Annotated in this window: 22 protein-coding genes, 2 pseudogenes and 1 riboswitch; of the genes and pseudogenes, 13 read left to right on the top strand and 11 right to left on the bottom strand. The window is 71.1% G+C overall.

The annotated features are described in order from the left end of the window. The 3 genes from E1286_RS14925 to E1286_RS50220 form a co-directional block, all read right to left on the bottom strand. Positions 1 to 991 (bottom strand): PH domain-containing protein (locus E1286_RS14925; protein WP_165969738.1); only part of this gene is annotated, 991 nt, incomplete at its 3' end. Further along, positions 988 to 1479, bottom strand: coding sequence for a PH domain-containing protein (locus tag E1286_RS14930; RefSeq protein ID WP_246074868.1), 492 nt, complete (start codon positions 1477 to 1479; stop codon positions 988 to 990). The genes E1286_RS14930 and E1286_RS14925, both read right to left, overlap by 4 nt. After that, complete coding sequence (locus E1286_RS50220) at positions 1476 to 1703, bottom strand: hypothetical protein (protein WP_246074869.1); 228 nt, start codon at positions 1701 to 1703, stop codon at positions 1476 to 1478. The genes E1286_RS14930 and E1286_RS50220 overlap by 4 nt, the downstream gene beginning before the upstream one ends. A gap of 110 nt (positions 1704 to 1813) precedes the next feature. On the opposite strand from E1286_RS50220, the gene E1286_RS14935 reads away from it, so the two are divergent. Then, complete coding sequence (locus E1286_RS14935; protein WP_246074870.1) at positions 1814 to 3037, top strand: sensor histidine kinase; 1224 nt, start codon at positions 1814 to 1816, stop codon at positions 3035 to 3037. Continuing rightward, positions 3034 to 3699 carry a response regulator gene (locus E1286_RS14940; protein WP_132612816.1) on the top strand — a complete coding sequence of 222 codons (666 nt, stop codon included), beginning with the start codon at positions 3034 to 3036 and terminating at the stop codon, positions 3697 to 3699. Before E1286_RS14935 ends, E1286_RS14940 begins: the two co-directional genes overlap by 4 nt. 4 nt (positions 3700 to 3703) lie before the next feature. On the opposite strand, the gene E1286_RS14945 is transcribed toward E1286_RS14940, so the two are convergent. Further along, positions 3704 to 4765, bottom strand: a complete 1062-nt coding sequence (locus E1286_RS14945) for a phosphotransferase family protein (protein WP_132612818.1) — start codon at positions 4763 to 4765, stop codon at positions 3704 to 3706. Between the two features lie 154 nt (positions 4766 to 4919). Here E1286_RS14945 and E1286_RS51275 point away from each other — a divergent pair, with 154 nt between their 5' ends. Both E1286_RS51275 and E1286_RS14955 read left to right on the top strand, forming a co-directional pair. Continuing rightward, positions 4920 to 6242 carry an NYN domain-containing protein gene (locus E1286_RS51275; RefSeq protein ID WP_132612820.1) on the top strand — a complete coding sequence of 441 codons (1323 nt, stop codon included), beginning with the start codon at positions 4920 to 4922 and terminating at the stop codon, positions 6240 to 6242. A gap of 98 nt (positions 6243 to 6340) precedes the next feature. Beyond that, positions 6341 to 7300 (top strand): C40 family peptidase, encoded by a 960-nt coding sequence (locus E1286_RS14955; protein WP_132612822.1) that lies wholly within the window; start codon positions 6341 to 6343, stop codon positions 7298 to 7300. 624 nt (positions 7301 to 7924) lie between these two features. Here E1286_RS14955 and E1286_RS50235 read toward each other — a convergent pair. Then, positions 7925 to 7999, bottom strand: a pseudogene (locus tag E1286_RS50235) (hypothetical protein); the annotation flags it as partial. A 703-nt stretch (positions 8000 to 8702) separates the two neighbouring features. Then, positions 8703 to 8867, top strand: a riboswitch (cyclic di-AMP (ydaO/yuaA leader). Between the two features lie 79 nt (positions 8868 to 8946). Here E1286_RS50235 and E1286_RS14965 point away from each other — a divergent pair. The 4 genes from E1286_RS14965 (at position 8947) to E1286_RS14980 (ending at position 12905) form a co-directional block, all read left to right on the top strand. Beyond that, positions 8947 to 9462 carry a C40 family peptidase gene (locus E1286_RS14965; RefSeq protein ID WP_246074871.1) on the top strand — a complete coding sequence of 172 codons (516 nt, stop codon included), beginning with the start codon at positions 8947 to 8949 and terminating at the stop codon, positions 9460 to 9462. Positions 9463 to 9547: 85 nt separating this feature from the next. Beyond that, positions 9548 to 10366, top strand: coding sequence for a gluzincin family metallopeptidase (locus tag E1286_RS14970; RefSeq protein WP_132612826.1), 819 nt, complete (start codon positions 9548 to 9550; stop codon positions 10364 to 10366). A 146-nt stretch (positions 10367 to 10512) separates the two neighbouring features. After that, positions 10513 to 11799, top strand: coding sequence for a M48 family metallopeptidase (locus E1286_RS14975; RefSeq protein WP_246074872.1), 1287 nt, complete (start codon positions 10513 to 10515; stop codon positions 11797 to 11799). A gap of 20 nt (positions 11800 to 11819) precedes the next feature. Then, positions 11820 to 12905 carry a glycosyltransferase family 4 protein gene (locus E1286_RS14980; RefSeq protein ID WP_132612830.1) on the top strand — a complete coding sequence of 362 codons (1086 nt, stop codon included), beginning with the start codon at positions 11820 to 11822 and terminating at the stop codon, positions 12903 to 12905. Between the two features lie 7 nt (positions 12906 to 12912). On the opposite strand, the gene E1286_RS14985 is transcribed toward E1286_RS14980, so the two are convergent. Genes E1286_RS14985 through E1286_RS14995 form a run of 3 tightly spaced genes read right to left on the bottom strand, consistent with a single transcriptional unit; the run spans position 12913 to position 15952 of the window. Next, positions 12913 to 13806: a carbohydrate ABC transporter permease gene (locus E1286_RS14985; protein WP_132612832.1), complete on the bottom strand. Its 894-nt coding sequence runs from the start codon at positions 13804 to 13806 to the stop codon at positions 12913 to 12915. Beyond that, positions 13803 to 14675 (bottom strand): carbohydrate ABC transporter permease, encoded by an 873-nt coding sequence (locus E1286_RS14990; RefSeq protein ID WP_132612834.1) that lies wholly within the window; start codon positions 14673 to 14675, stop codon positions 13803 to 13805. Before E1286_RS14990 ends, E1286_RS14985 begins: the two co-directional genes overlap by 4 nt. Continuing rightward, positions 14675 to 15952 (bottom strand): ABC transporter substrate-binding protein, encoded by a 1278-nt coding sequence (locus E1286_RS14995; RefSeq protein WP_132612836.1) that lies wholly within the window; start codon positions 15950 to 15952, stop codon positions 14675 to 14677. Before E1286_RS14995 ends, E1286_RS14990 begins: the two co-directional genes overlap by 1 nt. Positions 15953 to 16195: 243 nt before the next feature. On the opposite strand from E1286_RS14995, the pseudogene E1286_RS50240 reads away from it, so the two are divergent. Further along, a pseudogene (locus tag E1286_RS50240) lies at positions 16196 to 16393 on the top strand (DeoR family transcriptional regulator); the annotation flags it as partial. A 58-nt stretch (positions 16394 to 16451) separates the two neighbouring features. On the opposite strand, the gene E1286_RS15005 reads toward E1286_RS50240, so the two are convergent. Then, positions 16452 to 17135 (bottom strand): TetR/AcrR family transcriptional regulator, encoded by a 684-nt coding sequence (locus tag E1286_RS15005; RefSeq protein ID WP_132612838.1) that lies wholly within the window; start codon positions 17133 to 17135, stop codon positions 16452 to 16454. A 162-nt stretch (positions 17136 to 17297) separates the two neighbouring features. On the opposite strand from E1286_RS15005, the gene E1286_RS15010 reads away from it, so the two are divergent. Beyond that, entirely contained in the window at positions 17298 to 18341 is a 1044-nt protein-coding gene (locus E1286_RS15010) for an aldo/keto reductase (RefSeq protein WP_246074873.1), read from the top strand. 53 nt (positions 18342 to 18394) lie between these two features. On the opposite strand, the gene E1286_RS15015 is transcribed toward E1286_RS15010, so the two are convergent. Then, positions 18395 to 18799, bottom strand: coding sequence for a hypothetical protein (locus E1286_RS15015; RefSeq protein WP_132612840.1), 405 nt, complete (start codon positions 18797 to 18799; stop codon positions 18395 to 18397). An 857-nt stretch (positions 18800 to 19656) separates the two neighbouring features. Next, complete coding sequence (locus tag E1286_RS15020; RefSeq protein WP_132612842.1) at positions 19657 to 21399, bottom strand: AMP-dependent synthetase/ligase; 1743 nt, start codon at positions 21397 to 21399, stop codon at positions 19657 to 19659. Positions 21400 to 21527: 128 nt separating this feature from the next. Between E1286_RS15020 and E1286_RS15025 the strand changes: the two genes are divergently transcribed. The 3 genes from E1286_RS15025 to E1286_RS15035 all read left to right on the top strand — a co-directional run bounded on the left by E1286_RS15025 (position 21528) and on the right by E1286_RS15035 (position 24010). Further along, positions 21528 to 22295, top strand: coding sequence for a metallophosphoesterase family protein (locus E1286_RS15025; protein ID WP_132612844.1), 768 nt, complete (start codon positions 21528 to 21530; stop codon positions 22293 to 22295). 69 nt (positions 22296 to 22364) lie between these two features. After that, a complete protein-coding gene (locus tag E1286_RS15030; protein ID WP_132612846.1) occupies positions 22365 to 22808 on the top strand; it encodes an SRPBCC family protein in 444 nt (147 codons plus the stop codon). After that, positions 22805 to 24010, top strand: coding sequence for an ArsA family ATPase (locus E1286_RS15035; RefSeq protein ID WP_132612848.1), 1206 nt, complete (start codon positions 22805 to 22807; stop codon positions 24008 to 24010). The genes E1286_RS15030 and E1286_RS15035 overlap by 4 nt, the downstream gene beginning before the upstream one ends. Positions 24011 to 24050: the final 40 nt, after the last annotated feature.

The following is a 24050-nucleotide window of genomic DNA, read 5'->3' on the forward strand; positions in this document are numbered from 1 at the left end:
GGGGTGGGGCGAGGGCGGCGACGTCCTCGGTCTCGCCCTCGGCGGCCTTGCCCAGGCCCGTCGCGATCGCCCTGACGCGGGCCGCGCCGCCCAGCCGCAGCAGCAGCGGCTCGCCGACCTCCACCCCGCGCAGGCGGCGCTCCTCCAGCGTCAGCGAACGCGTGGTGAGCAGGCCACGGCGCAGCCGGAGCCGTCCCGGCTCCCGGTCGAGGCGGTAGCGGCCCCACGACTCCGCGAACAGCAGCGCCGCGCCCAGCACGCCCACCGCCGTGTTGACCACGAGCAGCACCGGCACGGCCAGCAGCGGCTGCGCGGCGATCCACTCCCACAGAGCGGTCGCCGCGCGGGTGACCAGGCTCTTGGCGCCGAACGACGTGAACACCTTGTACAGCGCCCCGAGCACCACCGCCGCGCCCGTGAAGGTCCACACCGACAGCGGCGCGTACCGCAGCCACGACCAGCGCAGCTCCGCCAGCGGCCCGTGCTCCGGCGCGTCCTCCTCCTGGCGCAGCAGCGTACGGCGCAGCGCCTCGGCCTCGTGCCTGGCCAGCGGGTCGAGCGCCAGCTCGGTGTCGTCGCCCGCGTGCTCACCGGTGCCCACCTTGACGACGGTCAGCCCGAACATCCGGTTCACCGGATCGGCCCGCAGGTCCACGCTGCGTACCCGCTCGCGCGGGATCGAGCGGTGACGGCGGGTGGTGACGCCCGAGAGCAGCTCCAGGCGCTCGGGGGTGAGCCGCCAGCGGGACGCGCGCAGCCGCGCCGCGTCGTACGCCACCACGGCCAGCACGATCAGCACCGCCGCCCCGGCGCAGGCGGCCGCGATGCCGGCGAACGTCCAGTCCTGTTCCGTGAGGAAACGGACGAGACCGGCTGTCGCGCCCGCCACGATCGCCAGCGACTTGACCGCGGACGCCCACAGGCTCCGCCGGGACAGCCGCCGCCATCCGTGCTCCCCGTCCGCCACGCGTTCCCCCGCGGACGTGCTCATGTGGCGTCCCCCGGCGTGGCCTGGGTGATCGCGGTGAGGCGTTCGGCCAGCTCGGCGGCCAGCTCGTGGTCCAGGGCCTCGATCTTCACCGCCCCCGCGGACGAGGCCGTGGTCACCGTGACGTCCGCCAGCCCGAACAGCCGCTGCACCGGCCCCCGCGCGGTGTCGACCCGCTGGATGCGCGACATCGGCGCCACCCGCCAGGTGTGCGTCACCCACCCCTTGCGCGTGTAGACCGCCTGATCGGTGACCTCCCATCGTTCCACCCGGTACGCGGCCCGCGGCGCCACCAGCGCCAGCGCCAGGCAGCCCGCCGCCGACACCGCGACGACGACCCCCAGCCAGAGCGGCCGGTCCGTGAAGATCCAGTACACCGCCACCGCGGCCCCGGCCACCGGCACCATGAGGATCAGCCACTGCACCGTCCACCACGGGATCGCCCGCGGGTCGGCCTGGTTGCGCGGCGGACGCAGCGTGGTCGCGCTCAAGCCCCCTCCTTCGCCTTCTTCGCCGACTCCACCATGGCGAGCAGGACGAACCCCAGCACGCCGATCACGATGGCACCGAACACCTCGTATCCCTTCAGGAACGGCAGGTGGTTGACCACGAGCAGGTCGTGCGCCCACCGCCACCATCCGAACAGCGTGTTCGCCAGCCCTCCTGCTCCTTGCAGGAGCAGCAGCCAGCCGAACGCCGTCAGAACCGCTTGCATGTCCAGAGCCTCGCCGCCCCGGCGGGCCGCCCGCGTCGGTCCCTGGTATCGGCCGGGACCGACTTTGGTCGCTGTCGCGGCACCCTCGGCAGGGCCTAACCTCGGTGGATGTGACGGAGCTGCGGGCGGGCGGTGGCCAGGAATACCGGTGGGCGCTGCCGTCCGTGCTGCTCGGCGACGGGCTGGAGGGCCGTCCTGTGCGGCGTTCCACGCGCGACTGGATCGTCGACGTCGCCATGTTCCTCGTGGCCTGCGGCATCACGTTCCTGTCGCTGGTGGAGATGAAGCCTCAGCCTGAGCCGCTGCTCGCGGTGGAGCAGGTGGCGGGCGCGCTGGCGTGCGTGGCGGTGTGGCTGCGCCGGCGCTGGCCGGTCGCGCTCTCGCTGGTGACCGGGCTGTTGTCGTCGTACCTGGAGTTGGTGGGCGGGGCCTCGGTGGTGGCGCTGTTCACGGTGGCCGTGCACCGGCCGTTCAAGATCTCGGGGCCGGTGACGCTGCTCAATCTCTTCACGCTGGCCCCGTACGTCATGCTGCGGGCCGGCACCGACGACGAGCGCATGTCGGCGCTCGCGCTCGGCGTGACCTTCGTGCTGCTGGCGTTCGCGTGGGGCATCGTGGTCCGGGCCAGGCGGCAGCTCGTCTGGTCGCTGCGGCAGCGCGCCGACAGCGCCGCCGAGGAGGCCAAGCGGCTCGAACGCGAGCGCATCGCCAGGGAGATGCACGACGTGCTGGCGCACCGCATCTCGATGCTGAGCCTGCACGCCGGCGCCCTGGAGTTCCGGCCCGACGCGCCGCCGGACGACATCGCGAGGGCGGCCGGGGCCATCAGGACCAACGCCCACCTGGCGCTGCAGGACCTGCGCGAGGTCATCGGCGTGCTGCGCCACGCGGGCCCCGACGAGGGCGACCCGGTGCCCGACCGGCCGCAGCCGACGCTCGCCGACCTGCCCGCGCTCGTCGAGGAGTGCCGGCAGGCCGGCATGGACGTACACCTGCACCTGCGGGCCGGCGGCGCCCCGGAGAGCCTGGGCCGCAACGTCTACCGCATCGTGCAGGAGGCACTCACCAACGCGCGCAAGCACGCCGACGGCGCGCCGGTGACCGTCTCCGTCACGGGCGGGCCCGGCGAAGGGCTGTCGGCCGAGGTGCGCAACCCTCTGGGAGTCCGTCACGGCGCGCGCCTGCCGGGGGCCGGCGCCGGGCTCATCGGGCTGACCGAACGCGCCGAGCTGGCGGGCGGGCGACTGGAGCACGGCCCCGCCCCCGACGGAGACTTCGTGGTACGCGCCCGGCTGCCGTGGCCGGCGCAGACGAGCGGGGAGGGCGACGCATGACGACCCCAGAGGGCCCGATCAGGCTGCTGATCGTGGACGACGACGCGATGGTGCGCGCCGGGCTGTCGATGATCCTCGGGGCCGTGGCCGACATCGAGATCGTGGCCGAGGCCGGCGACGGTGCCGAGGTGCCGCCCCTGGTGGCCGCGCACCGGCCCGACGTGGTGCTGATGGACATCCGCATGCCCGGCATCGACGGGCTCACCGCCACCGAGACCCTGCGCCGCACGTCCGCGCCGCCCGAGGTGGTGGTGCTGACCACGTTCCACGCCGACGCGCAGGTGCTGCGGGCGCTGCGCGCCGGGGCGGCGGGCTTCCTGCTGAAGGACATCGCGCCGGGCGACCTGGTGCAGGCCATCAGGAGGGTGGCGGAAGGCGAGCCGATCCTGTCGCCAGCGGTGACGCGGCAGCTCATCGCGCACGTGTCCGACGGCGGGGCCGACGATCGCGCCCAGCGCGCGCGCAGGCTCCTCTCGCGGCTCAGCGAGCGCGAGCGGGAGGTCGCGATGGCCGTGGGCCGGGGCAGGTCGAACGCCGAGATCGGGCAGGAGCTGTTCATGAGCGTGCCCACGGTGAAGGCGCACGTCTCCCGGATCCTCACCAAACTCGACCTGAACAACCGGGTGCAGGTGGCGCTGCTCGTCTACGACGCCGCCTCATAGCCTGTCAGCGGGCGAGCAGCTCCTCCAGAGCGGCCCGGTGCAGCACGAGGTCGTCGGGGTCGGCCGGCATGGGCTGCTCGCCGAAGTGGATCCTGCGCCGCCACAGGCGGGCCATGATGACGCCGTGCCGGAGGGCGGCGTACATCTCGTAAAAATCCATGTCTCGCGGCTCGTAGCCCGTTAATTCGCGATATTTCGCGCAAACGGCGTCGCGCTGCATGAAGTCGGGCATGCCAGGAAGGCCCATGCTGACGGCGAAGTCCTGGAAGAACCGGTGCATGAAGATCATCCAGGACAGGTCCAGCTCGCGCGGTCCCACGGCGGCCATCTCCCAGTCGAGCACCGCGACCGGGGTGAAGTCGCGGAACACGATGTTGCCGATCCGGGCGTCACCCCAGGTGAGCACGTCGGGCCCGGGGTCGTCCGGCCAGTGCGCCGCCAGCCAGTCGAAGGCCCGCTCCAGCACCGGAACGCGCAGGTCGCCGTGCGCCCAGGCGTAGTAGGCGCGCTGCGCCTCGACGTGCGCGCGCAGACCGGCGGGCCCGAACGGGGCCAGCTCCGGCCGCGCGAACGCCGTCTGGTGCAGCGCCGCCACGATCTCCACGCTCGCGTCCTGCAGCCGCCGCCGGTCCTCGGGGGAGGCGTCGTGCAGCCAGCCCCCCATCGTGTACGGCGCCACGTCCGGCGGCACCTCGCCGTCCACGCACTCCATGACCAGGAACGGCGTGCCGAGCGGTGCGGGGTCGGGCTCGAACCAGAGGGCCCGTGGCGCTGGGATCCCAGCTTTTTCCCGGGCCAGCCGCATGATCTCGAACTGCGCCCGCAGGTCGTACGAGGGGAACATGGGGACGGCCTCCAGCGCCGGCGCGAGCCGGGCCACGCAGCGGGTTTCCCGCCCGCCCCAGGCAGCGGTGAAGAAGAGGGTCTCGCTGGACAACCCGTTTCCCGACGGCCTGGACATCTTCGACACCACGGCATCGCCGCCCACCTGGGCACGGAGCCACGCTGCGGTGCGCCCGCGCAGTTCATCCAGGTCGCGGGTGGAGGTACGCATCTGTTCCGTCACTTCATGTCTCCCGGCTGGACATCCGTCCTTCGACAGTCGTACATCGGCGAGAGAAAGCGATCAAGCGCTTGTCCAGACCGGAGTGACCGTTACGGTCAGGTACGCAACAGCCGTACCCTTGTCTGAAAGGGCATGTCACGAAGGGACAAGTGGGATGAGTTCAGCGGGTGAAGGCCTGGCTCGCCCGCTGCCCGAGCCGGTCCGGCTCAACGTCGTCGACCTGGCGTCCCAGGTCCTCAGCTCGATGCCGGCGGCCCTCATCCCGCCGCCCTTGCGCGGCATCGCCAAGTTCGACCCCCGCAAGCGCGCCAAGCTGGGCAGCGCCCCGATAGCGGCGCAGCTGGAGAACGACAAGAAGTTCCGCGAGCTGGTCGCCGAGTCGGTGGAGTCCGGCTGGCCGGAGCTGGTCGCGTCCCTGGCGGAGGGCAACGTCCCGCCCGCCGCCGACCCCGTGCTCGTGGCCGCGGCCGCCTACCTCACCCGGCCGCCGGGCTGGGCCGAGATGATCGAGATGGCCCGCGCCGACCTGGAGCGGTCGGCCGTGGCCGCCGAGGGCTCCGAGCGCGAGGAGGCCGTCACGCGGCTGCGCGAGCAGCTCGCCGCCCAGAAGAGCGCCGCCAAGGAGGAGTCCGACCGGCTGCGTGAGCAGCTCAAGGTGGCCCGCGCGGAGAACTCCGAGCTGCGCCGCAAGCTGCACGAGGCCCGCGAGCGAGCCAAGGCCGCCGTGCGCCGGGCCGAGGAGATGGAGCAGGCGGCGGAGGAGGCCAGGTCGGCCGCCTCGGCCGCGGGCAGTGCCGGCGAGTCGGAGCTGCGCCGCCTGCGCGAGCGGCTGGCGGACGTGGAGCGGCAGCTGGAGGCCTCGCGCCGGGCCGCGCGTGAGGGCAGGTCCATCGAGGACGCCCGCATCCGCGTGCTGCTCGACGCCCTGCAGGACGCCTCGGCCGGGCTCCGCCGCGAGCTGGCCCTGCCCACGACGATCAGCCGGCCGGCCGACTCCGTCGTGGCGGTCACCGGCGAGCGTCCCGGCGTGCGCGGGGTCCCGGCCCGGGCGCTGGCCGACGACGATCCGCAGCTGCTCGACCAGCTTCTGGCGCTGCCCCAAGTGCACCTGATCATCGACGGCTACAACGTCACCAAGTCCGGCTACGGCACGCTCACCCTCGCCGACCAGCGCAACCGGCTGATGACCTCGCTCGGCGGGCTGGTGGCGCAGACCGGGGTCGAGGTCACGGCCGTCTTCGACGGCGCGGAGCTGAACGCCCCCGTGCAGGTGGTGAAGCCCCGAGGGGTGCGCGTGTTGTTCAGCGAGCCGGGGGAGACCGCCGACGATCTCATCCGCCAGCTCGTCCGCGCCGAGCCGCCCGGCAGGGCCATCGCCGTGGTGTCGTCCGACCGCGAGGTGGCCGAGTCGGTCCGGCGCATGGGAGCCAGACCCGTTCCGTCGGGTTTGCTGCTGCGCAGGCTCGGCCGCGCCTAAATTGCGAATTGGCACGTTCGGCTGAGCCTCACGTGCCACTTCTGTACTATTCGCCCCAGATGTAATCCCTGGGAGGCGAAACAGTGAGGTTTGGCCGGGTGCCGGTTGCCGCGGGTCTAGCGTTCGGGCTGGTGGTGACCCCGATGGGAGTGGCCGTCGCCGATCCCAGACCCACCCTCAGTCAGGCCAAGGCCAAACTCGGCAAGCTCAACGAGCGGGCCGACAAGGTCGTCGACCGGTTCAACACCGCCAACGAGCGCTACAAGAAGGCCAAGACCGGCTACTCCAAGCTGAACGAGAGCTACAAGCGCAAGCTGGAGACGGTCGCCGACCTGCGCGCCCAGGTGGTCGGCATGGCCGTCGACAGCTACAAGCTCGGCAACGACGTCACGTCCTGGCCGGGCCTGGTCGGGGCCGACAACCCCGACGCGGTGCTGAACGGCCTCGCGGTGGCCGGGCAGCTGGCCCAGGAGCGGGCGCAGAAGCTGGCGGCGTTCGACCGCGAGAACCGCGGGCTGAAGATCGAGCGCGACAAGGCGGAGGACGCGCTCCAGGAGGCCGACAAGGAGCGGGACGCGGTCGAGAAGGAGCGCAAGGAGATCCTCAGCCTGATCAAGGAGCAGAAGAAGCTCCTGGATCGGCTCGGGGCCTACAACCCCGGCAACCCCAACAGCACCGGGATCAAGTACACCGGCCCGGCGTCGGGGAGCGCGGCCGCGGTGCTGCGGTTCGCGTACGCGCAGGTGGGCAAGCCGTACATCTACGGCGGGACGGGGCCGGGCGGCTACGACTGCTCAGGGCTGACCCAGAAGGCGTGGGCGGCGGCGGGGGTCTCGCTGCCGCGTACGACGTGGCAGCAGTGGTCGTGGGGCGCCAGCCGCCGAGTCTCCCTGGACGCCCTCCAGCCCGGGGACCTGATCTTCAGCGAAGGGCTGGGGCACGTCAGCATCTATGCGGGCAACGGGAAGATCGTCCACGCGCCGCAGACGGGCGACGTCGTCAAGGTCGTCAATCTCTCCGACTACGGCCGCTCCCTCTACGGCGCCGTCCGCCCGTAACCCCGCTCGCCGCCGCGGCCTCGGCCGCGAGGCGACCTCGCCTCCGCACCGGTGCCGTCTTCTTTCCTTCACGGCTGCGCCAAGTGGGCCCCGCCCGCCGTCGCCACCTGAGGACCCTCCAGGGAGACGCTCCTCCGCCTCACCGGCGCACCGCCGTGACGCGCGCCTCCTTGCCCCTGCCCCTCCGCTACCCGGGGCGTCGAGATCGGCGAGGAGGTCGTCGAGGGCCTTCCCGAGGGCTGCGGAGTCGGCCGGGGTGAACCAGGTGGTCCGGATGCGTTCGTCGCTTCCGTTCGGGGTCTCGTGGTCGGCCGCGAGCCGGTGCAGGGAACGGCTCTCGTCGCTCAGGGAGCGCCCGACGCCCTGGAAGAGGCCGCGGACGTTGAAGGCCGCCTCGTCCTCGACGGGGAGCACCCCGCCCAGGTGTTCGAAGACAGAGCTCACCACCGGGTGCGACGGGCACGTCACCGTGACGGAGCGCCGTTCGCGTACGGCGGGCAAGGGGATGGCCCGTACCAGCGGGGCGTCGGTGGCCAGTGTCCGGCGCAGGTCGTCGTTGCCGACGCCGGCCATCACGTCGACCACCGCCTCGTCGCCGTCCACCCGCAAGCCGGCGAGTGCTTCGTGCCGGTCCTGGCGGCGCACGGCGATGATCACCACCTCTGAGCGGTCCACCACCTCCTGGTTGTCGGCGCACACCTGTACGCCCTCGTGGCGCGCCGACAGCTCCGCGGCCGTGCGGGCTCCCCGGGGGAGAGGAAGACCTCTGGCGGCTTGTCACCCCCGTCGCACAGGCCCGTCACGATGGCCCGGCCGATCTCGCCCGCCCCGATGACGCCGATGCGCTTCACTGCGGCTGGCTCCATGCTGCGTGTGGTGTCCTGACACATTTGGGTCCAGGCCGCGACCGAGCCGCTCGGCAGGCGTCCCGCCGAACAGCGCCCAGAGGGGGGTTTTGGACCGTTCCCTTGATCCTGGCTGTGATCACGGTCACGCGGAGGCGGGGCGGCGAGGCCGGTGGGAAGGGCCCCGGGTGGCGGAAACCGGTCGCTGACAGTGATGGGTCGGGTTGGAGCGGTCCCGGATCACCGTGCGCAAGCGTTGTGACAGATGTGACTTGAGTGACAATTGGTACCTGACAAAAGGTCTCGTTCGGAAGTGTGAGAAGGGTCACATTTAGGTAACAGAGCCTGGGGCTCCAGCAGGGGTTTCGCACCTTACTGACCCCATTGATTGATCTTTACAAGCTGACTGACCCTTTGCCGATTTTTGACCTGCGAAGTAGCTTCTGGCGTCGTCGCGGCGGACAAGCCATGTCGCCGCGAATCCGCATCGGTCCCTCCCGATGCGAGAGAAGAACCCTCCGCCGGTCGCCCCCGAGTATCCCCATCACTGAAGATCGGGCGGCGGCCTGCCGAATCCGTGCAGCCAGGAGGCACGGAGCCGGGGAACCAGCGATCCCACGTCCCCTAGGGATCAGGGGTGAATCGGCGTGCCATCACGCCGTAGGGCGATCTTCCAGGCCCGAATCCGTCAGCTAACCCGGTAGGCGTTCGTGGAAGACCCAAGGAGAAATCCTGTCTACAACCCTGCAGAACCCCCGCCTGTCCCGTCTCGTCCTGAGTGGCGCTGCGCTCACGGTGTCCGTGGCGGCCGGAGGTCTGGTCCTCCATGCCCCGGCGGCCCAGGCGGCGACGGCGACGAGTGAATCGGCTGACTCCTCGGCCCGGGCGGCGACGACCGCCCGTACCGCGAAGTCGGCCACGGCCGCCCGCAAGGCGGTCAGGATGGCCCGGCAGCAGGCGAAGGCCCACAGGGCCGTGGCAGTGGCGAAGAGCCAGATCGGTGACCCGTATCGGTACGGCGGCACAGGGCCTGGTTCGTTCGACTGCTCCGGTCTCGTCCAGTACGCCTGGAAGAAGGCCGGAGTGAAGCTCCCGCGCGTGACGAACACCCAGTTCGCCCGCGTCAGGACGAAGGTCTCGTGGCGCAATCTGAAGCCCGGCGACCTGATGTTCTTCAGCGGGCTCGGCCACGTGGGCATGTACGTCGGCAAGGGCAAGATGATCCACTCGCCTCGGACAGGCGAACGGGTACGCATCGACAAGCTGGGCGGATGGCGCAAGTCGGCGTTCGTCGGCGCGGTCCGTCCCGGCCTGTGAGGAAGCCCCGCCCGGATTCTGGGAGTCCCCCTCCCCGGAGCCGGGCGGGGCTCTTGCACGTCCACGGGGGTTACCATCGGGCATCATGTCCGAGCAGGTGAGCCGGCGGGCCGCGGTGACGGGCCTCCTGCTCCTCGTCTTCGCCTCCGGCGGCGCCCCGGCCGCCGACGCCCCGATCCTTCCCCCCGAGCTGCGCGGCCTGTGGCCGGACGCCGCGGTCGTGAGCCGCGGCATCCGCTCCACCGTCGCCGGCCACCGCACAGACCCCGCCGTGCTGGCCGAGGTGGCCCGCAGGGCCGACACGGCGGCGCTGCGCGTCGCGGCCGTGCTCGGCGGGCCCGTACGCCCCCTGGTCGCCGTGCCGGCCTCCGCCCGCGAGGCCGCCGCGCTGGCCGGAGCGTCCCGCCTCGACGGGCTCGCGGCGGTCGCCGACGGCCGGCGCGTGATCGTCGTGCCCGAGGCGTTCGCCACCCTCAATCCCATCGGCAAGGACGTCGTCCTCGCCCACGAGCTCACCCACGTCGTCGCCGGAACGGACGGCGTGCCGCCCTGGCTCAGGGAAGGATTCGCCGACTACGTGGGCTACCGCGACGCCGGGCTCCCCGTGGCGACGGCCGCCGCCGAACTGGCGGCCGAGGTCCGCGCCGGACGCCTCCCGAACGCTTTGCCCGAGCCTGCGGCATTCGCCGCCGACGGGCGTGACCCCGGCCGTCTCGCGCGGGCGTACCAGGAGGCCTGGCTGGCGTGTCGCTTCCTCGCCGACAGGTTCGGTGAGGCCACCCTGGTGAGGCTCTACCGTGAGGCCCGCGCGGCCGGCGTCGATCCGGCGCTCGCCGCGGTGGGTCTGTCCGTCGCCACACTGACGGAACGGTGGCGCGCGTACGTACGGGACCTGCTCGTATGAAGGGGAGGCAGATGAGCGAACGACAGGACGGTGACGGCGCCGTGGACGCCGCTGAATCGGCGGGGCTTTCGAACCAGGATGAATCTGGTCAAAGTAGACCGGATCGGGATGGACCGGCCCAGGGGGCGTCGCGAGAGGGTGGGGAGGTGTCCGTGGCGGAAGACGACTCGCGGGCCGGCGGCCCCGATCCGTACGACGGGCGTTTGAGGCGCCAGGCGGCCGTGGCGCTGGTCCTGCTCGGCCTCGCGACCGTGGTCGCGGCGGCCCTCACGACGCCCTGGCGGGTGCTGACCGGAGGCCCGCCCGATCCGGACCGCGACTTCACGGTCGCCCAGATCGCCAGGGCGCAGGCGTTCGACGCGGCCGTGAGCCTGTCGAGCTACCTGTCGCTGGCGATCACCCTCGTCTTCGCCGGCGTCCTCGTCGCCACCCCCTTCGGCGCCCACGTGCTGGCCCGGCTGAAGGGCCCCTGGTGGCTGCGGGTGATCCTGGGCGTCGTCGTGCTCACGGCGATCGTGGAACTTCTCCGCTGGCCCCTGGGCGTCTGGGCCGAGACACTGATGCGCGACTACGGCCTGTCCACCCAAGACTGGGGGAGCTGGACGGCCGACCGGCTCAAGAACCTCGCCGTGGAGGTGTTCCTGACCTCCCTGATGCTGGTCGCGCTCGTGGCGCTGGCCCGCAAGGTGCGGCGGTGGTGGATCCCGGCCGCGGCGGGCGCGTTCGCGCTGACGGTGGCGGCGTCGTTCGTGTACCCGGTGGTGTTCGAGCCGCTGTTCAACGACTTCACCTCCATGCGGCAGGGCCCGCTGCGGACGAACCTCATGGCCATGGCCGAGCGCGACGGCGTGCCCGTCGAGGACGTTCTCGTGGCCGACGCCTCCCGCCGGACGACGGCGCTCAACGCGTACGTGTCCGGTTTCGGAGCCACCCGCAGGATCGTCGTCTACGACACGCTGCTGCGCGCCCCGCAGCCCGAGGTCGAGCTCGTCGTCGCCCACGAGCTGGGCCACGCCAAGAAGGACGACGTGCTGCACGGCACGCTGATCGGCGGCCTCGGCGCGGCGCTCGGCGCGATCCTGCTGTACCTCGTCTTCGGCGCCCTGCGGCGGCGTACCGGCGTCACCTCGGTCGCCGACCCCCGGGCGGTCGGCGCCGTCATGGGCCTGATGACCCTCGGCTCGCTGCTCATGAGCCCCGCCCAGAACCTGATCAGCCGCCACATCGAGGCCAGGGCCGACGTGCACGCGCTCGACCTGACCCGCGACCCGGCCACGTTCGTCGCCATGCAGAGACGCCTGGCCGTCACCAACATTTCGGATTTGTCGCCGGATGCGATGGAATATCTGCTCTATGCCTCCCATCCGTCCAGCCCGGAACGCATCGCGATGGCCCGCGCCTGGGCGAAGCTGAACGGCGTCCCAGTGCCGTGACAGGGCCAGTGCCGGCTGCCGTGTCGAACGTGCTCATCGTCACGAACGACTTCCCGCCCCGCCCGGGCGGCATCCAGTCGTTCGTGCACGGGCTCGCGCTGCGCACGCCCGGCGTGGCCGTCTACGCCCCCGCCTGGCCGGGCTGCGCCGAGTTCGACCGGCGCCAGCCGTACCGGATCGTGCGTCATCCGACGCGGCTCATGCTGCCCACCCCGGCCGTCGCCCGGACGGCGGCCGGGCTGGTGGCCGAGCACCGCGCAGGGACCGTGGTGTTCGGCGCGGCGGCGCCGCTCGGCCTGCTGGCGCCGGCGCTGCGCCGGGCGGGCGCGCGGCGCGTGGTGATGCTCACCCACGGGCACGAGGCGTCATGGGCGAGCGCCCCCGGCTTCCGCGCCGTGCTGCGCCGGATCGGCGGGCACGCCGACGTGGTGACGTACCTGGGGGAATACACCCGAGCGCGCCTGGCGGCGGTGATCCCGCCCGCCAAGCTCGTCCGTCTCGCGCCCGGCGTGGACGTCGGGCAGTTCCACCCGGGCGCGGCCAAGGCCGAGCTGGGCCTGGACGGCCGGCCCGTGGTGCTGTGCGTCTCGCGCCTGGTGCCGCGCAAGGGCCAGGACCGGCTCATCCAGGCCTGGCCGCGGGTGCTGCGCTCGGTGCCGGACGCCGTGCTGCTGCTCGTGGGCGGCGGCCCGTACCGCGGGAGTCTGGAGCGGCTGGCCGGCGGGCGGGAGTCGATCAGGTTCACCGGCACCGTCCCGGCGGCCGCGCTGCCGGGCTACTACGCGGCGGCCGACGTGTTCGCGATGCCGTGCCGTACCCGGTGGCGCGGGGTCGACGTGGAAGGGCTCGGAATCGTGTTCCTGGAGGCGTCCGCGTCCGGGCTGCCGGTGGTGGCGGGAGCCTCCGGCGGCGCGCCCGACGCGGTGCGGCCCGGCGAGACCGGGCTCGTGGTCGACGGCGAGGACGCGGACGAGATCGCCCAGGCCGTCGTCGAGCTGCTCACCGACCCCGCGAAGGCCCGCAAGATGGGCGCGGCCGGCCGCGAGTGGATCACCGGCGAGTGGGCGTGGGAGCGCGTCGCCGCCCGATTCCACGCCCTTCTCTGACCGGCCTCTAACCTTTCGTGGAGCCGAGCGTGAGCCCGGCGACGAACTGCTTGTGCAGCAGCTGGAAGACGATCAGGGTCGGCAGCGCCACCAGCATCGAGCCGGCGGCCAGCAGGTTGTAGTCGGTGAAGAACTGACCGCGCAGGTTGTTCAGCGCCGAGGTGACGGGCAGCTTGTCGCCCGACGACATCAGCACCAGCGCCCACAGGAAGTCGTTGTACATCCAGGTGAACTGCAGCGTCGACAAGGCCGCCAGCACCGGCCGGCACAGGGGCATGGTCAGCCGCCAGTAGCGTGTCCACACCCCCGCCCCGTCCACCAGCGCCGCCTCGTTGATCTCCTCGGGGATCGTGCGCATGAAGTTCGCCATGACGAACACGCAGAAGCCGAACTGGAACGCCACGTGGACGAGGATGAGCCCGAGGTAGGAGTCGTACAGCGACATCGAGTCCGACAGCCACGCGGGCAGCGGGATCATCGTGTAGACGGTGTAGAGCGGCGTGATGAGCACCTGCGGCGGCAGCAGGTTGCCCGCGGTGAAGACGATCAGCAGCGTCCTGCGGCCCGGGATGCGCAGCCGCGCGATCGCGAACGCGGTGAACGACGCCAGCAGGAGCGTCAGCACCACGCCGGGGATCACGATGATCAGCGTGTTGAGGTAGTAGCGGGGCAGCTCGGCCTGACTCCACGCCTGCGTGTAGTAGTCGAGCGTGAGCTGCTCGGGCAGCGAGAAGTAGCCCAGGCGCGCCGTCTCGTCGTACGGCCGCAGCGAGGCGTACACCGCCAGGGCGAGCGGCAGCAGCCACCCGAGCGCCACCAGCGTGAGGAAGACGTGCAGCAGGATCCGCAGCGGCCGGACCCGCCGCGACGGAGCCCGGGGAGCGGAGGCGGTGACGGTCATCGCTCCTCCCGGAACATCTGCGACAGGTACGTGGCGATGAACCCCACCGAGATCGCCAGCAGGATCACCGCGATCGCCGAGCCGAACCCGATCCGGCTCGCCTCGCCCACGATGTTCTCGGTGACCAGCACCGACAGCAGCTCCAGCCCGTTCCTGCCGCGGTTGATCGCGTACACGATGTCGAAGGCCCGCAGCGCCTCGATCACCGTGATGACCAGCACGATCACGTTGACCGGCCGCAGCGTCGGGAACACCACCCGGAAGAACGCCTGCCGCTCGCTGGCCCCGTCGATGGCCGCGGCCTCCTTCAGTGCCGGATCCACCGCCTTCAGCCCGGCCAGGTAGATCACCATGACGTAGCCGACGTGCCGCCAGGCGGCCGCCACCATCACCACCCAGATGTTGACGGAGCTGTCGCCCAGCCAGTCCACGCTCAGCCCGGTCACCGAGTTGAGCACGCCGTAGTCGGAGGAGTAGACGAGCTGCGCGATGAAGCCGACCACGGCCAGCGACAGCACGACCGGCATGTAGAGCGCGCTCTGGTAGAACCGCGACAACCGCAGCCGCCGGTCCAGCAGCACCGCGCAGAACAGCCCGAACGGCGTCGCCACCAGGGCCAGGAAGCCCAGCCATAGCACGTTGTTGCGGACGGCCGACCAGAACGGCGGATATTCGGCCGCCAGGTCGTGGTAGTTCTGGCCGCCCACCCACTCGATGGGCCCGATGCCGCTCCAGTCGGTGCCGGACAGCCCGATGGAGGCCAGCGCGGGCCCCCAGATGACGCCCACGTTGACGACGATGGCCACCCCCAGCCCGATGACCAGGACGGCCATGTCGCGGGCGGAGTAGCGACGGGTCTTGGCGGCCATCAGCGGAAGATGTTGGCCTTCTGCTGCTCGATGCTCGCCAGCAATGAGTCGATCTCGTCCGGTTCGCTGACGAACGACTGCAGTGACGGGATCATCACGGTGGAGGCGAAGTCGGGGCGGGTGTCGCGGTCGAGGAACTGCGCGATGTGCGTGGCCTTCGACACCAGCTCGGCGCCGCGCTTCTGCAGGGCGCTGTAGCCGGAGGTGTCGGCCTTGGAGCTGGCGGCCAGGGTGCCCGGGTCCAGCTCGGTGGCGATGTTCTGCGACGAGGCCTGGGCGAAGTGCTTGAGCAGGGCCTTGGCGCCCTCCACGTTCCTGGCCTTGGCGGAGATCATGTAACCGTCGATGGGGGCGTCGATGGAGTCCGTCCCGTACGCCGGGTTGATCTCGGGGAAGGTGAAGAAGTCGAGGTCGTCGCGGTCCGCCTCCGGGAACTGCTGGGCGACGAACATCCCGAGCACGTACATCCCGGTCTGCTTCTGCGCCAGCGACTGCGCGGCCTCCTGCCACGTACGGCCCAGCGCCGCCGGCTGGTGGAACTCCATCAGACCCCGCCAGGTGTCGAACACCTGCCGCACCTTCGGGTCGGTCCACGACTGCTTGCCCTGCATGAGGGAGACGTGGAAGTCGTAGCCGTTCATCCGCATGTTGATGATGTCGAACGTGCCCATCGCCGGCCAGCCGTCCTTGTCGGCGAACGCGATCGGGATGATGTCGTCGCCCTGCATCCTCCTGGCCAGGGCGGTGAGCTCGTCCAGCGTGGCCGGGACCTCGTAGCCGTTCTCCTCCCACAGGCTCTTGCGGTAGAAGACCGCCCACGGGTAGTAGCTGAACGGCACGAAGTACTGCTTGCCGTCCACGCCGGTCGACTGGTCCTTGAACGCCTGCGTGTAGTCGGCGCCGATCTCCTGCCAGACGTCGGAGATGTCGACGGCCAGCCCCTGCTCGGCGAAGAACTGCATGCGATAGCCCGCGAACCAGGTGAACACGTCCTCGGGCGTGCCCCTCAGGTAGCGGTTGATGTTCTCCTGGAACGTGTTGTGGTCGACCGTGTTGATCCGCGTCGTGGCCTGGGTGAAGCCCTTGACCACGGTGTCCAGGGTCTTCTTCGGGATCTCGTCGGAGGCGTTGGAGCCGATGGTGACGGTGCCCAGGTTGCCGCCCGGCCCGGGCGCCGGGCTGTCGGAGCCGCACCCGGCGAGGACGGCGGGGACGCCGAACGTGGCGGCGGCACCGAGCAGGAGATGACGGCGGGAGATCGGCAGACGTTGGTCCATGGTGGGGCTCCTCCTTGCCGGACCCTTCACGTTCCCCCGAGTTCGCGCACTTCCATTCATCGAAAAGCGAACATTTCCGACTGTCAACGCACAATTTCATGACGAATCACGCGGAATATTGGCCGTGCCGCCATGTCATGATGCGAAAAGAAATCCACTTGAGCCCTTTGGAACCGTGTCGGAACCTGTCGGGATCTGGTGAGGCGATGCTCGCCCCTCAGCGTCGACGGGCGATTCTGGAACACGAACTCGGTGCGCGTCGCCGACGTCTTCCGGCACATCGGTCGCCGCGACCAGTCGGTGGTGCTGGTCGGCGGCGTACGCACGCCCTCGGACGCGCTGGTCGGCCCGGTCGCGGTGGCCGCCATCCGCCGCCTCAAGGTGGACGTGCTGTTCCTCGGGGTGCACGGCATGACGCTCAGGGCCGGATTCACCACCCCCCGACATGATGGAGTGTGGACGATCGTTCCGGCGAACCCCGACAGCAGCGGTTCTCGTCTCAGAAGGATCCACGCGTGGGAGATGAACGGGCCAGGAGGCCCGCGAGCGTGGTCTGCAGGATCTCGCCGTACATGGTGGCGAAGTCCACCCGGGAGCCGGCCAGCCGGGGGTCGGCCGTGGCCGCCACGATGGTCGGGGTCGGGTTGCTGAGCGGCCACAGGCCCACCAGCGCGACGACGGCGTACCGCGTGAGCGCGAGCGCGTCGTCCACGCCGAGCCCCGGCACGCGGTCGCTGACCAGGCGCGCCAGCGCGGTGCGGTCGTCCAGGTCGGTCAGCTTGTAGGCGCGTACGGCCTCGGCGGAGACGTTCCGCTCCAGAACGGTCGGCAGCAGGCTCCACAGCTGGCACAACATGGGCCGGGCGGCCAGCGAGCCGGCCCACGCCCGCATCACGTGATCGGCCTCGCACGGCGGGGCCGGCCACTCGCTCGCCAGCGCCTCGAGCCAGGAGCGCCGCAACCGGCTGAGGAGCTCCAGGAAGACGCCCTCGCGGCTCTCGAAGTAACGCACCACATGCGTCTTCGACACGCCCAGCCGCCGCCCGAGCTCCCGGAGGCTGATCTCCTCCACCGGCATCTCCGCCAGCAGCGCCTCCGCGGCGTCCAGGATCTCCCGCCGGCGGAGCTCACGGTGCTCGGGGCGCCGGGCCCGCTGGAAGGCCGGCGCCTCCACGTCGTCCATCGCACCTCCTAGGGGCTTCAGGATAGCGGTCCACCGGCCACTTGCTAAGTGTCCGGTGGACCGCTAACGTCACCCTGTAACGGTCCACTGGACACCTACTTAGTAAGGACGTCTCCTGCTCGCCGGCAAGACCAACGGCGCCTGAGAGTCCGGAGGAGCACCGTGAGGGAAGCCCGTGTCACCCTCGGACACACCGACATCTCCATCCGGCCGATCGGCCTGGGCTGCATGGGGATGTCCCAGTTCTACGGCGACGCCGACGAGGAGGAGTCCGTCGCCGCGATCCACGCCGCCATCGACGCCGGCATCGACTTCTTCGACACCTCCGACATCTACGGCGCGGGCGGCGCGGCCACCGGCCAGCCCGTGCGTGGGTTCGGCCACAACGAGGAACTGCTCGGCCGCGCCGTGCGGGGCATGCGCGACCAGGTGGTCCTGGCCACCAAGTTCGGCGCGCGGCTCGGCCCGGACGGCTCGGTGTCCGTCGACGGACGCCCGGAGTACGTCGCCCAAGCCTGCGAGGCCAGCCTGCGCCGCCTCGGCGTCGACCACATCGACCTCTACTACACGCATCGCCTCGACGCCGCCGTGCCGATCGAGGACACCGTCGGCGCGATGGCGGAGCTCGTGGCCGCGGGGAAGGTGCGGGCGATCGGGCTCAGCTCGGTCGGGCCCGACCTGCTTCGCCGGGCCGCCTCGGTGGCGCCTCTGTCGGCCCTGCAGAGCGAATACTCGCTCTGGGCGCGGGAGGTGGAGCAGGAGATCCTGCCCACCTGCCGGGAGCTGGGCATCACCTTCGTCCCGTACAGCCCGCTGGGGCGCGCCGCGCTCGCCGGCCGCTTCACCGGCGACACCGCGTTCTCCGGTGACGACTTCCGCGCCACTCTGCCCAAGTTCCAGGGGGAGAACTTCACGGCGAACCTGCGCCTCGTGGAGGAGCTGAAGGCGTTCGCCGACGAGCGGGCCCACTCCCCGGGGCAGATCGCCCTGGCCTGGCTGCTCGCCCAGCCGTACGACATCGCGCCCATCCCCGGCACGAAGCGGGCGGCGTACGCACGACAGAACGCCGCAGCCACGGCCGTCCCGCTCAGCGCGGACGACGTCGCCTACCTGGCGCAGCTGTTCGACCCCGCCCGGGTGCGCGGCGGCCAGTACGGCGCGCTCAACGTCCGCCCCCGTGGAGCCGGCGAGCATGCGAGCCGGTGAGTCACATGGAAGGCGGGCCCGCCTGCTGCGCGGACCCGCCCTTCACGCAGGAGCTAGTTGACGTCGAGTTTGCGCTGGATGCCGAGGAGGATCCGCATCATCTCCGTCTGGGTGTCCAGCATGGACTGCTGAGTCGCCAGCATGGACTGGTGGCTGCCCTCCAGCCCGTCGAGCCTCTTCTCGACCCCGCCGAACTGCTCTTCCATGGCATCGAACTTCCGGTCGATGGCGTCGAACCGCTGGTCCACCGCGTCGAACTTCCGGTCGATGGCGTCGAACCGCTGGTCCGCCGCGTCGAGCCTCTTCTCCACCTTGGCGTCGAGGCGCTTCACGGCGTTGGCGACGCCGTTGATGCGTTCGGTGAGGTCCTGGCCGAGCTCGAGCTGGTCTGCGCGGATCTTGATGAGTTCGTTGTGGATCTTGCTGACGAACTCGATACCCGCTTCCTTGATGCTCACGGCATTCTCCCTTACCTTTGGGCAAGGGACCGGGGATGGTAAGGATCTCCGGTCCCGTTTTCTTTGCCCCGAGAATACTCCGCGACCTCCGGACGGCAAGGCGGAATCGAATGGAGATTCCCCTGTTCAGGTAGCCAATGGGTCGGGCAGATTCGGAATAATCCGCATATGTTGCGGCGACGATTTCCGGCGGCCCTGGTGTTCCTTCTCGTCCTTTACGGATGCGGATCAGGAGCTCCGGATTCAGCGCCCCCATCTCGAAGCCCGGCGAGCGCGCAACTTCAAAGAGGACGGGCTCGGCGACGCCGACCGCCGCCGATCGCGTCGGCGCACCGTACACGGAGGTGGTCGGTCAGTGGGTCCGCGGGCGCGGTCCACGTTCCGCGCGGCGGTGCGCAGGACATCGAGCCGAACGGTGATCTACAACGTAAAGGCGGGCGATCAGGGCGGTCAAGCTCCGGCTGCGCGTACGGCGACGCCGTCGCCCGCCTGCCTGGCAGTCGACCGGCGGTCACGGCCCGGCACTGCGGGCTTGTCGAGGTCCGCGACCGGGGGCCGACTCCTGCCGCGCCTGCGCCGCCGCCTCGGCGCCTCTCGGCCCGCGCGCCGGACGGCCGCCTCGTGGTGGCCCGGGGCGACTCGGCGCCGGTCATGTCGCCCCAGGATGGCGGGCGCGACCTGGTCGCCCCGACGCTGCCCGGCGGCAACCGGCCGGTCGCATTCCATGGGACGGTGTTCGGCGTGCCGCGGGAGTCGCCTCGGGTGACCGACTTCGGCCCGGCCACCGGCCGCGGCGGAGCCGGTCATGAGCCGTTCCGGCCAGGTCGAGGGCGTCGGCGAGGCGCTCGGTTGAACGCTCAGGCGTACAGCTCGTCGATCTCCTTGGCGAAGTCGCGCATCACGATGTTGCGCTTGACCTTGAGGGTGGGGGTCAGGTGACCGCTGTCCTCGGTGAGGTCGGTGCCGAGGATCGTGAACTTCTTGATCTGCTCGGCCTTCGACACCATGAGGTTCGCCCGGTCCACGGCCGCCTGGATCTCCGCCTGCGTCTTCGGGTCGGCGCGCAGCTCCGCCACGGAGACGCCCGGCGGCAGGGCCTCGGGGTCGAGGGTGATGAGCGCGGCGACGTACGGCCGGCCGTCGCCCACGAGCATCGCCTGGGAGATCAGCGGATGGGCGCGCAGCGCGTCCTCCAGCGGGCCGGGCGCGACGTTCTTGCCCGCCGCCGTCACCAGGATCTCCTTCTTGCGCCCGGTGATGCGCAGGTAGCCGTCGGCGTCGATCTCGCCGGCGTCGCCCGTGTGGAACCAGCCCTCGGCGTCGATCACCTCGCCGGTGGCCTCGTCGTTCTTCCAGTAGCCCTGGAAGACGTTGCGGCCCTTGGCCAGGATCTCGCCGTCGTCGGCGATGCGCAGCGCGACGCCCGGCAGCGGCTTGCCGACCGTGCCGATCTTGTTGGCGCCCGGCAGGTTGACCGAGCACGGCGCGGTGGTCTCGGTCAGCCCGTAGCCCTCGAACACCTCGATGCCGACGCCGCGGAAGAAGTGGCCGAGCCGGTCGCCGAGCGCCGAGCCGCCGCACACCGCCGCCGAGAGCCGGCCGCCGGTGGCGGCGCGCAGCTTGGCGTACACCAGCTTGTCGAAGACGGCGCGCTGCAGGCGCACGCCGAGGCTCGCCCCGCCCGTGCTCTCCGCCTTGCTCCAGGCCACGGCCACGTCCACGGCGCGGGCGAAGATCTTGCCCTTGCCACCCGCGATGGCCTTCTGCTCGGCGGCGTTGTAGACCTTCTCGAACACGCGGGGCACGCCCAACAGGAAGGTGGGCTGGAAGTCCTGCAGGTCGGGGGCGACGTTCTTCATGTTGGGCGTGTGCGCGAGCACCGCGCCCGCCTCGACGATCGCCACCTGGATGATCCGGGCGAAGATGTGCGCCAGCGGCAGGAACAGCAGCGCGGACGGGCTCTTGCCGGCGAACAGCGGCTCCAGCGGCCCCCGCAGTGTGTTGAGCGCGGTGAACAGCAGGTTGTCGTGGGTGATCCGGCAGCCCTTGGGCCGGCCGGTGGTGCCGGAGGTGTAGACGATCGTGGCCAGGTCGGCCGCGACGACCTGCTTCCTGCGCTCGGCGACGTCGAACGCGGTGACCTCGCCGGTGTCCAGCGGTTGGTCGACCCGCCAGACGCTCTTGATGCCGGGCGCCGCCTGCATGACGGTCTCGTCGTGCCCGTCCAGCTCGACGAACACGGCCGTGGCCCCGCTGTCCTCCAGGATCCAGCGGACCTGCTCGGCCGAGGAGGTTTCGTAGATCGGCACGGTGACCGCGCCGATCGACCAGACGGCGTAGTCGATCAGCGTCCACTCGTAACGCGTGCGCGACATCAGGGCGACGCGGTCGCCGTGCTCGACGCCCGCCGCGATCAGCCCCCTGGCCAGCTCGACCACCTGGTCGCGGAACTCGGCCGCGGTGACCGCCGGCCATCCCGCGTCGGTCTTGCGCCGCAGGACCACGGTGCCGGGCTCCCGCTCGGCCCGCTCGAACACGGTGTCGGTCAGGCTGGCGGAGCCGGGCACATCGACCAGAATGGGCACGCTGTACTCGCGCACGGATCAACTCTCCTCTTTGGTGACCGCCAGGACGCTACCGCGTCAAGTTACGCACGGGTAGGTTTGTCATAGAGGCGTTATGAACGGCGTTCAACACGCTAGCAGCCGACACTCGTAGGATTTCCCTCATGAGGGTCCATGTCGTCAGCGACGTCCACGGCAGAGCAGACGCGCTGGCCAGGGCCGGTGACGGCGCGGACGCGCTGATCTGCCTCGGCGACCTGATCCTGTTCGTCGACTACGACGACCACGCCCAGGGCATTTTCCCCGCCCTGTTCGGGGCCGACAACGCGGCCGAGTTCATCGCCCTGCGCACCGCCAAACGCTTCGACGAGGCCCGGGCCATGTCGGCGCGGCTGTGGGCCACGCTCGACGGCGACCCCGGCGAGCACATCGAACGCAACGTGCGCGCCCAGTACGCGGCCCTCTTCGCCGCCATGCCCGTCCCGGCCTACCTGACGTACGGCAACGTCGACCTGCCGCGCCTGTGGGCCGACTACCTCAGGCCCGGCCACCAGGTGCTCGACGGTCAGGTGGCCGAGATCGGCGGGCTGCGGTTCGGGTTCGTGGGCGGCGGGCTCAAGACCCGCTACCGCACCCCGCACGAGATCAGCGACGAGGAGTACGCCGCCAAGGTCGAGGCCGTCGGCGAGGTCGACGTGCTGTGCTGCCACATCCCGCCCGCGGTGCCGGAGCTGCTCTACGACGTGGTGGCCCGGCGCTTCGAACGCGGCAGCGAGGCCACGCTCGAGGCCATCCGCCGCACCCAGCCGCGCTACGCCCTGTTCGGCCACGTGCACAACCCCCTGCGCCCCCGCGCCCGCATCGGCCGTACCGAATGCGTGAACGTGGGGCATTTCCGGGGGAAGGGTGTGCCGTACGTGCTGGAGTGGTGACCTGACCGCTTCGCGGTGCTGCGTTGGCCGGTCCACCGCAAGTTGCGGATTGTGCACTACGGTGGTCGCATGCCTGATCGCACCACTTCGAGCATCACCATCGGAGCCGGCCGCGCCGAGGTCATGGCGGTCATCGCGGACTTTCCGAGCTACCCGGAATGGGCCGGGCAGGTCAAGACCGCCGAGGTCGTCGACGCCGGCTCCGACGGCCGGGCGCTGACGGTGCGGTTCAAGCTGGACGCCGGCCCCATCAGCGACACCTACACCCTCGGCTACACCTGGGACGGCGACGACGGCGTCAGCTGGAAGGTCGTCGAGCCCGGCACGATGGTCTCCGACCTGCGGGGGAGTTACCGGCTCGCCGATGCGGGCAGGAGCACCGAGGTGACGTACGAGCTGGCGGTCGATCTCAGCGTTCCCATGATCGGCCTGATCAAGCGCAAGGCGGAGAAGGTGATCGTGGACACCGCGCTCAAGGGTCTGAAGAAGCGCGCCGAGGGCCGCGCCAGTTGAGCCCGCGCGTCCTGCTCTTCACCGGCAAGGGCGGCGTCGGCAAGACCACGGCCGCCGCCGCGACGGCCACGCTGGCCGCGCGTCGCGGGCTCAAGACGCTGATCGTGTCCACCGACACCGCCCACTCGCTGGCCGACGCGCTCGCCGTCGAGCCCGGTGAGATCGCGCCGGGCCTGCACCTGCACCAGGTCGACACCCAGAAGTCGCTGGAGCGCCACTGGGGCGAGCTGCAGGACTACGCCAGGAACGCCCTGGTCGAGCTGGGCCTCGACGAGATCACCTCCGAGGAGATCACGGTGCTGCCCGGCGCCGAGGAGGTCATCGCGCTGCTGGAGCTGCGCGAGCGGGCCCGCGAGGACCGCTGGGACGTCATCGTCGTCGACTGCGCGCCCACCGCCGAGACACTGCGGCTGCTGGCCCTGCCCGAGGCGCTCGACTGGCACGTCAACCGGCTGCTGCCGGTCGGCCGCAGGCTCGTCCGGCTGGTGTCGCCGTTCATGCGCAGCGTGGCCCACGTCAGCGCGCCCGGCCAGGACGTCATGAGCGCCGGCGAGCGTTTCCACCGCGGACTGATGGAGGTGCGCGAGCTGCTCACCGGCGACCACGCCTCCGTGCGGCTCGTGCTCACCCCCGAGACGGTGGTGCTCGCCGAGGCCCGGCGCACCCTGACCTCACTCAGCCTGTACGGCTACCGCGTCGACGCCGTCGTGGCCAACCGGGTCTTCCCTGCGGAGGGCGCCGACGGCTGGCGGGCCGGCTGGGTGGCGGCGCAGGCCCGGCTGCTGGCCGAGGCGGAGGAGTCGTTCGCGCCGCTGCCCGTCCATGTCGTGCCGTACCTGGCCGCCGAGCCGGTCGGCGTGGACGCCCTGGCCGAGGTGGGCGCCAAGATGTACGGCGCGTCCGACCCGTTCGCGCCCCACGAGGTCGAGCCGCCGCTGCGGCTCAGCTCCGACGAGCTGGAGCTGGCGTTGCCGGGCGCCGACCGCGACGACGTGGACCTGGCTCGCAAGGGTGACGAGCTGATCGTCACGGCGGGCCCGTACCGCAGGATCCTGGCGCTGCCCGCGGCGCTGGCCCGCAGGAAGATCAGCGGGGCGGCGCTCCGCGACGGCGTGCTCCGCGTGCGGTGGGCGCCGTCGGGCCCGCCCACGGGGTCCCCATCTGGACTACCGTCCAATTCGGGGAGCGAATCCGCAACCTGATGAGTTGAAGAGATGAGCGACCCCGGACGCATGGAGGGCC

Source organism: Nonomuraea terrae (genome assembly GCF_004348995.1).
Lineage (GTDB): Bacteria > Actinomycetota > Actinomycetes > Streptosporangiales > Streptosporangiaceae > Nonomuraea > Nonomuraea terrae.